The organism is Microcystis flos-aquae FACHB-1344 (genome assembly GCF_014698375.1).
Lineage (GTDB): Bacteria > Cyanobacteriota > Cyanobacteriia > Cyanobacteriales > Microcystaceae > Microcystis > Microcystis aeruginosa.
Genome location: NZ_JACJSW010000168.1, coordinates 1 through 7,409, shown reverse-complemented (window position 1 = coordinate 7,409; position 7,409 = coordinate 1). Strand labels below are relative to the sequence as shown.

Annotated in this window: 7 protein-coding genes; 1 reads left to right on the top strand and 6 read right to left on the bottom strand. The window is 41.4% G+C overall.

What is annotated here, in order from left to right; genetic code table 11:
• Nucleotides 1–577 (top strand): RNA-guided endonuclease TnpB family protein (locus H6G48_RS15935; RefSeq protein WP_190722469.1); only part of this gene is annotated, 577 nt, incomplete at its 5' end.
• A gap of 311 nt (nucleotides 578–888) precedes the next feature.
• Here the strand turns inward: H6G48_RS15935 and smc are convergent.
• The 6 genes from smc to H6G48_RS15905 form a co-directional block, all read right to left on the bottom strand.
• A complete protein-coding gene (gene smc / locus H6G48_RS15930; RefSeq protein WP_190722468.1) occupies nucleotides 889–4,419 on the bottom strand; it encodes a chromosome segregation protein SMC in 3,531 nt (1,176 codons plus the stop codon).
• A gap of 139 nt (nucleotides 4,420–4,558) precedes the next feature.
• Nucleotides 4,559–4,828: a YciI family protein gene (locus H6G48_RS15925; RefSeq protein ID WP_002771659.1), complete on the bottom strand. Its 270-nt coding sequence runs from the start codon at nucleotides 4,826–4,828 to the stop codon at nucleotides 4,559–4,561.
• Nucleotides 4,829–5,173: 345 nt separating this feature from the next.
• The gene (locus tag H6G48_RS15920) at nucleotides 5,174–6,106 is read right to left on the bottom strand and encodes a glycosyltransferase family 2 protein (protein ID WP_190722467.1); all 933 of its coding nucleotides are present in this window, start codon (nucleotides 6,104–6,106) and stop codon (nucleotides 5,174–5,176) included.
• Nucleotides 6,103–6,528, bottom strand: a complete 426-nt coding sequence (locus tag H6G48_RS15915; protein ID WP_190722466.1) for a GtrA family protein — start codon at nucleotides 6,526–6,528, stop codon at nucleotides 6,103–6,105. Before H6G48_RS15915 ends, H6G48_RS15920 begins: the two co-directional genes overlap by 4 nt.
• Nucleotides 6,529–6,681: 153 nt before the next feature.
• A complete protein-coding gene (locus tag H6G48_RS26410) occupies nucleotides 6,682–6,855 on the bottom strand; it encodes an SDR family oxidoreductase (RefSeq protein WP_242034664.1) in 174 nt (57 codons plus the stop codon).
• Nucleotides 6,856–7,103: 248 nt separating this feature from the next.
• Nucleotides 7,104–7,409, bottom strand: a 306-nt coding sequence (locus H6G48_RS15905; RefSeq protein ID WP_190722465.1) for an RNA-guided endonuclease InsQ/TnpB family protein, incomplete at its 5' end; no start/stop codon positions are given.

The window sequence follows — 7,409 nt, the reverse complement described above, 5'->3', positions numbered from 1 at the left end:
TTTTAAGAAACATTATCGGAGACTGCGAAAGGACCAAAAAAATCTTTCTAGAAAACAGAAAGGGTCAAAAAATCGGGAAAAAGCAAGAATCAAAGTAGCCAAGATTCACGCTCGAATCACCGATAGCAGAAAAGACCATTTACATAAGCTAACCACTCAATTAGTTCGTGAAAACCAAACGATTGTGGTTGAGAATTTAGCCGTCAAGAATATGGTCAAAAACCCGAAATTATCTCAGGCAATATCTGACGTTAGTTGGGGAGAAATTACCCGACAATTAGCCTATAAATGCCGTTGGTACGGCAGAAATTACATCGAAATAGATAGATGGTTTCCTAGCTCTAAAAGATGTAGTAATTGCGGGTATATTGCTGAAAAAATGCCGTTAAATGTTCGAGAGTGGGACTGTCCAGACTGTGGGACTCACCATGACCGAGATATTAACGCTAGTAAAAATATTTTGGCCGCAGGGCTTGCGGTGTCAGTCTGTAGAGCGACCATAAGACCAGAACAGAGTAAATCTGTTAAGGCAGGTGCGGAACCCCGCAAGGGAAAGAAGCAGAAACCTAAATCGTGAGGTTTGGGAATCACCGTCCGTTTACGGCGGTGAGGATGTCAAGAGATTTCTGAATGGGACGAGGACGCATTCTGAGTAATCTTAATATAACTTAACTTTGTCCGGCTTGTCTGGCAGTTATCAGTTATCAGTTATCAGTTATCAGATGTGAGTTTTCAGTTCACTGTTTACTGTTTACTGAAAAGCTTCCCACTTCCCCACACCCCACACCCCACACCCTACACCCTACACCCTACACCCCACACCCCACACCCCACACCCTACACCCTACACCCTACACCCTACACCCCACACCCCACTTGCATCTTAGGTTAAACTTTAATTCCTAGTACCTGTGTATGGGTTCCCCGCGCTTGGGTGACACCGATGGTTCTTTCCGATGCTTCAATCATCGGCCGACGCAAACTAACGACAATAAATTGCGCTTGTTGTGCTTGTTTTTGAATCATTTTGGCCAATTTCTCCACATTGGCCCCATCTAAAAACATATCCACTTCATCAAAGGCATAAAAGGGAGAAGGACGATATCTTTGTAGGGAAAAAATAAAGCTTAAAGCGGTTAAAGATTTCTCACCCCCAGACATGGAACTCAATCGCTGTACGGGTTTTCCTTTCGGATGGGCCACCAGATTTAAGCCACCATTAAAGGGGTCATTTTCGTCTTCTAATTGCAAGTAACCATCACCATCGGACAGGGTGGCAAATATATTCTTAAAGTTTTCGTTAACAGCAGTAAATGCTTCCTGAAAAGCATTAAATCTGAGGGTGGTAAAGTTTTCTATCCGTAAAAGTAGTTCGGTTCTTTCTCCTTCTAGAGTTTGCAGTTTTTCTGATAGTTCATCTAATCTCTCTTTAGTTTTTTGGTGTTCTTCTAAAGCTAACATATTGACAGGTTCTAAAGCTGCTAATTTCTTTTGTAACTGCCGAATATCGCTTTGAATTTTCTCGAAATCCCGCTCACTTTCAGGAATTTCGGGCAAGGGATTGGGTAAGTCGCTTTCTAGTTGACTAATTTCTGTCTGTAAAGTGGTTAGTAATGCTTGTCTTTCCTCTTGATTGTTGACTAACTTTTCCGATTGCCAGATAGCCTGTTGTTGCCGGTTTTGTTGTTGTCGCAAAACTGTCTCTAATTGGTCTCTTTTTTGCTTGGTTTCCCCTAGTTGTTGCGATAATTGCTGTAAAGCTTGATTGATTTCTAAAATATGGCGATCAAGTTTTTCTATCTCCAGATTACCGATATTTGTCTGATTAACTGCATCGGTAATTATCTTGTCAATCTCAATAATTCTATCCGCAGACTCTTGACTTTTTTCCTCTAGTCTGATCTGTTGACTTTGTAAATCTTTTAACTGTTCGCGGACTGTAGCGAGGTGATTTTCTTGGGTTTGTAACTCCAATTCTTGAGTGCGAATTATTCCCTGTACCTGTTGCCATTCGCTATGGGTATGATTGGCCTCTAAAGCAGTTAATTTCTCCTGTTCTTGCTGTAAAGATAACTCTAACTCAGGAATTTCTCTGGTTAATATTTCTAACCGTTGACGAGAAATAGTAATTTCCTCTTGCTGACCCGATAATTGACGGTTTAAATCCTCTTTTTCTGTGGTTAAACGTTGTAAATCCTTGCTTAATTGTTGTAGAGATAATTGATTTTCCCGATGACTTTGACGGGTTTCGGTTAACTGTTGGGTTAACTGACTGATAAGATTATTAACTTGGGTGATTTTTTCTTCGTTGCGGGTAAGAATGCGATCGATTTCTGCTAATCTTTCCCGTAGAGATTCCGCTTCACTAGACTCCTTCGGAGAAATTTTACCAAAACGCAGCCCCGATCGCGTCGGTTGGCTGCCTCCAGTCATAGCGCCAGTCATCTCTAATAACTCGCCATCCAAAGTAACGATGCGATATTGATTGATATAATAACGGGCAGAATCTATATCCTCGAAAACCACGGTACTGCCAAAAATATAGTTAAAAACCTCCCGATACTGGGGTTGAAACTTAACCAAATTCACCGCTAAATCCAGATAACCCCGCGCGTGACGCAGAGAGGAAATATCCTGGGGACGGGGAGGACGAATTTTATTCAGGGGTAAAAAAGTGGCCCTACCGATGCGACGCTGTTTTAGCAAGGCAATTCCGGCGGCCGCAACGCTATCATCTTGGACGACTACATGACCTAAACGACCTCCGGCGGCGATTTCGAGAGCAATTTGATAACGTTCCTCTACTTCCCCCAATTGTGCCACTAATCCGCAGATTCCGGGCAAATCTGACTGTAATAATATTTGAGTGGCATAGGTTCCCTGGGCTTCCTGTTGTGCTTGCTTGGTCGCTTCCAGTTTATCTAATTCCCTCTGTTTGTCCCGTTGTTCTTTTAGCAGACGTTTTTGGGTGTCCTGACTGATGACGCGATTTTGTTCGGCAATGGTGAGTTTTTGGGCTAAATTTTGGATATCGGGTTCCGATTGATTAATTTTTTGTAATATTTCTTGACTTTCTTCTGTTTTTGTGCCAATAACTTGCTCTAATTCTTGCAGACGTTGACCAGCTTCTACTATATTAGTTTGCAATCGATCGCATCTTTCGGTCAATTGGGCCCGTTGGCTACGGTAGGGGTTTAATTGTTCCTGAAGACGGGTAATATTGCGGGAAAGGTCGCTTTGTTCTTTTACCCAAGCTTCTGACGCTTCTGCGAGACTACTTGCTTGCAGACGATGGTTTTCTAGGGTTTCCCTTGCGGTTTGGGTTGTCCGTAGGAGATTGGGTAAGATTCCAGTTTCTAAACGGCTTTTTTGGGCAGTAATCTGGTTTAACTCGAGATTATAGCGATTAATTTCCTCTAAAAGTCTGTTTTTCTGTGCCTGAGATTCTTTTTCGAGGTTTTCTAACTCTTTTTGTCGTTGTTGCTGTTGTTGTCGTTTGGCCTGTTGACTCGCTAATCGGGAAGTCAGGGACAGGTGTTCATCTTCCCCGAAAGCTTTAACCTGTTGATTGAGTTTCTCTAATTCTTGACTATTTTGGGCGATTTGTTCGGATAAATTGGCGATAGTCTCGGTTAAAACCTGTTTTTCCTTTTCCCCAGCTTGAATTTGTTCTTTTACTTGCTGGCAGCGCTGCTGGAGATTTTGCCAATGGAGGACAATTTCCCATTGTTGTTTTTCTTGGACTTGGGCCTTGAGTTTTTGGTATTTTTCGGCTTTAATGCGATCGAGTGCTAATTTCTCCAGAGATTTTTGCAATTCTGTGGCAATAATTTGGCAGCGTTCTTCCCTTTCTTTAACCGAATCGATATTCTCCTTAGTTTTCTCAATTTTGCGGTCAAATTCGGCTACTCCTGCCAATTCGTCGATAATTTCCCGTCTTTCCTTGGCATTCATGCTGATAATTCTGGTTACGTCCCCCTGTAACACCACGTTATACCCTTCGGGATAGATGCGTAAACGGTTTAATTGGTCGTGAAGTTCGCTAACCGTACAGGTTTCCCCATTGATATAGTAGGTAGAAGTATAGCTGCCACCCTTAGCCACTTTTAAGCGCCTAGAAACCGTCCAATCCCTATCGGTTGCGTCGGGAATATCGGTAATATCAAAAGTCACCGAGACACTCGCTTCCGCGCTATGACGTTGATTGTTATAGCTGTGATTGACTAAATCCGGTAATCTTTCGGCCCGCATTCCCTTGGAAGTAGCTAATCCCAAGCAAAATAGCAATGCGTCGAGAATATTCGACTTTCCCGAACCATTTGGACCAGAAACCACCGTAAACCCCGGTAAAAAGGGGATGGGAGTCGTTCCCCCGAAGGATTTGAAGTGTGAGAGTTCGACCTTTTTGATGTAAACCATGGCGATAAGCAAAAAGTAGGCAAGCTATCAGCTGTCAGCTTGAATCGATAAGGGATAACTCCGGTTTATCCTTGAAAATATCCTCAGACTTGACCGGAGATGACAACACCCTTATAGAAAAATATAGCTGATAGCCCCCTTAGATAGCTTGAATCCATTCTTTGACTTGGTATTCTGTCCAGATGCCATTTTGCCAGTAGGGATCCGCTTCGATTAATTCTCGCACTTCTGACTCGCTGGCTGCCTGATAAATTGCGAAAACTTGGCTTAAATCTGCCGTTGGTCCGATAGTAATGAGAATTCCCCGTTCTTTCTGTTGATTTAATCCCTCTAGATGCGCTTGACGATAGGGAGCGCGTTTTTCCAGCACATTTTCACAATAACTACCCCAGACAACAAATTTCGGCATATTTGACCTGTAATCTCTTGATCTGTTGCTATTTTACGATCGAATCGTCAATCAGACTAAATCGGTATAGAAAAGTGGGGGGGTACACAGAATCTACATTTTACTATAGCGGTGAGTCCCGATTGAAACGCTGAAACGCCTATCTATCGATGGATTTACTATACCTCATTAGACTGAAAAACGCTATATATAGATTAGCTAATCCAGATAGGTTTTCTATTGTATTTAAGTAGGTGGGTGGAATTAAATATAAGATGAAAGTAGGTTGGGTTGAAGCATGAAACCCAACGCCTAACCATTACCATTTGTCCTCCAAGATTAAGTTAGTATAACAAATACAGTCACTCACTCAAAGTTAATCCGTTCCCGTTCGACCACTAAAGGCCTTTTTAAAATTCTCATGTGCATTAAGCCAATGTATTCCCCAATAATACCGATAAAAAATAGTTGCACAGAAGCGAGTAAAAATAGTCCGATCATGATTGGTGCGGTTCCTAAAGGAAAATAATCCCAGAACAACAATTTGGCGATTAAATAACCTAACGCCACTAGCAAACTCAAGAGGGACAAAGCAAAGCCTAACATGGTGGCCAGTCTGAGGGGAACTTGGGAGTGACTGGTAATACCCAGCATCGCCTCGCTATAGTATCGATAGAAGTTGTAACTACTTATACCCCGTTTTCGCCGTTGTTGTTGATACTCAAAAGAGAAACTTTCAAAACCCAACTCTTCAATGAGTCCCCTAAAATAGGGATAGGGATCGTTAATCTCTCGTAGAACATTGATGACTTTCTGATCGTATAACCCGAAACCTGTAAAATTTCTAGTAACTCTTATATCTGAAAGATTATCCATTAAAGAATAAAAAATTTGTCTAGCAAAATAGAAAAAAGCTCCTTCTTTCACCGGAGTTTTAACCGCTTTAACAACTTTATAGCCTTCTTCCCACTTCTTGACAAATTCTAGGATTAATTCGGGAGGATCTTGCAGATCTGCTACAATAGGAATAACCGCATCCCCGTAACACTGAAGAATCCCATAGTAACCAGAACGAACGGGACCAAAATTTCTAGCATTAACGATGACTTTTACTCCGGGGTCTTTTTGAGCAATTTTTTTTAATTCATCTACAGTTTTATCTTGGGAAGCGTTATCGATAAAAAGATGTTCATACTCATAGTTAGGTAACTGATTAAAGACTTCTTTAACTCGCAAGTAAAGGTCTTCAATATTTCCTTCTTCATTATAACAAGGGGTCATAATCGTAATTTTTTTCATTGTGATCCTTCTCTAAAAACAAATAGTTTCATTAAAATAAAAGAGATGACAGCCATGGGAAGAACCAAGATGGCTCCAGCGATTAACATTTTAATTTTTTGCTCGATCCCAATATCAATAGCATCAACAATTCTCAGGGCCTCAACGTTCAAGAGAAAAGTCACCACATAAACTAAGACAAAACGAAAAATCAATTTGTTGTTTTTGCTACCAAAAACCAGTCTTCCCGTGGTTTGAAAGTTAAATAAGACTCCCAGAATGGTAGCCAGCAAAGCAGCTAACTTGTAATCCAGCCCAATAAGAATGAGAGTGGCAAAGGAAAAATAACCAAACAGGGTATTTATTGCACCAACCAGCAAAAAACGGGCAAATCTGTGTTTCTTGACAATGGCGACAAATTTATTCTTTTTAAGAAGATACATTTTACGATTTATCTCCAATAGACAGTTGCGATTTTTTATATGTTATGACAACCTTGATTTTATTTACAGGTAAATCCTCCATCAATAATTATACTTTGTCCGGTGAGGTAGGTATTGTCTTGCGAACACAGAAAAACAACTTATTTGGCGATTTCATAAGGTTGGGCTAGGCGCTGGAGGGGAATGGGAAGAAGCAATTCCCGCCAACTGCTCAGGTGAGTTGTTAGCAAAAGTTAGCTCCGTCCCCACATAACCTGGACAGACTGCATTAACTAGAATACCATAGGTGGCGAATTCTAGAGCAGCACTGCGGGTTAGGGCGTTCAATCCGGCTTTAGTGACAGAATAGACTGAAAATAGAACTGATGTTAAAAATTCTACCCCAGCCTGCGGTTTTCATGGCTGGAGAAACCCCTTTGATTAATTGCATGGGGGCGATAATCTCAGTCCCTTGATTCTCTAGAAATGAAGCTATAGTTACTCCAATTCCGCGAGAAGCTCCTGTAATTAGAGCTTTATGGTTTGTTAAATTTGTCTTGACACTCCCGTCGCGCTAAAAGCGAGGGATTCTTGGTTCACTGAGTTTCCTTAATCTGGCAGGACGTATCCAGCCAAACCAGAGGGAATCTCTCCCCAAGCGTATTAGTTTCGGTATGCCCTACCGTACTTAGTCCCTTTTTGAGAATATTGATAGCGGCGTTAATATCTCTATCTTCTACATAGCCACAATGGGGACAAACATGGGTTCTCGTAGATAGAGATTTAGGTACTTTTTGACCACAATTAGAACAATTTTGACTCGTGTTATGGGGGGCTACTGCTACCGTAACCTTACCATATTTAAAACCAAAATACTCTAACCATTGTCGAAAAATAGACCA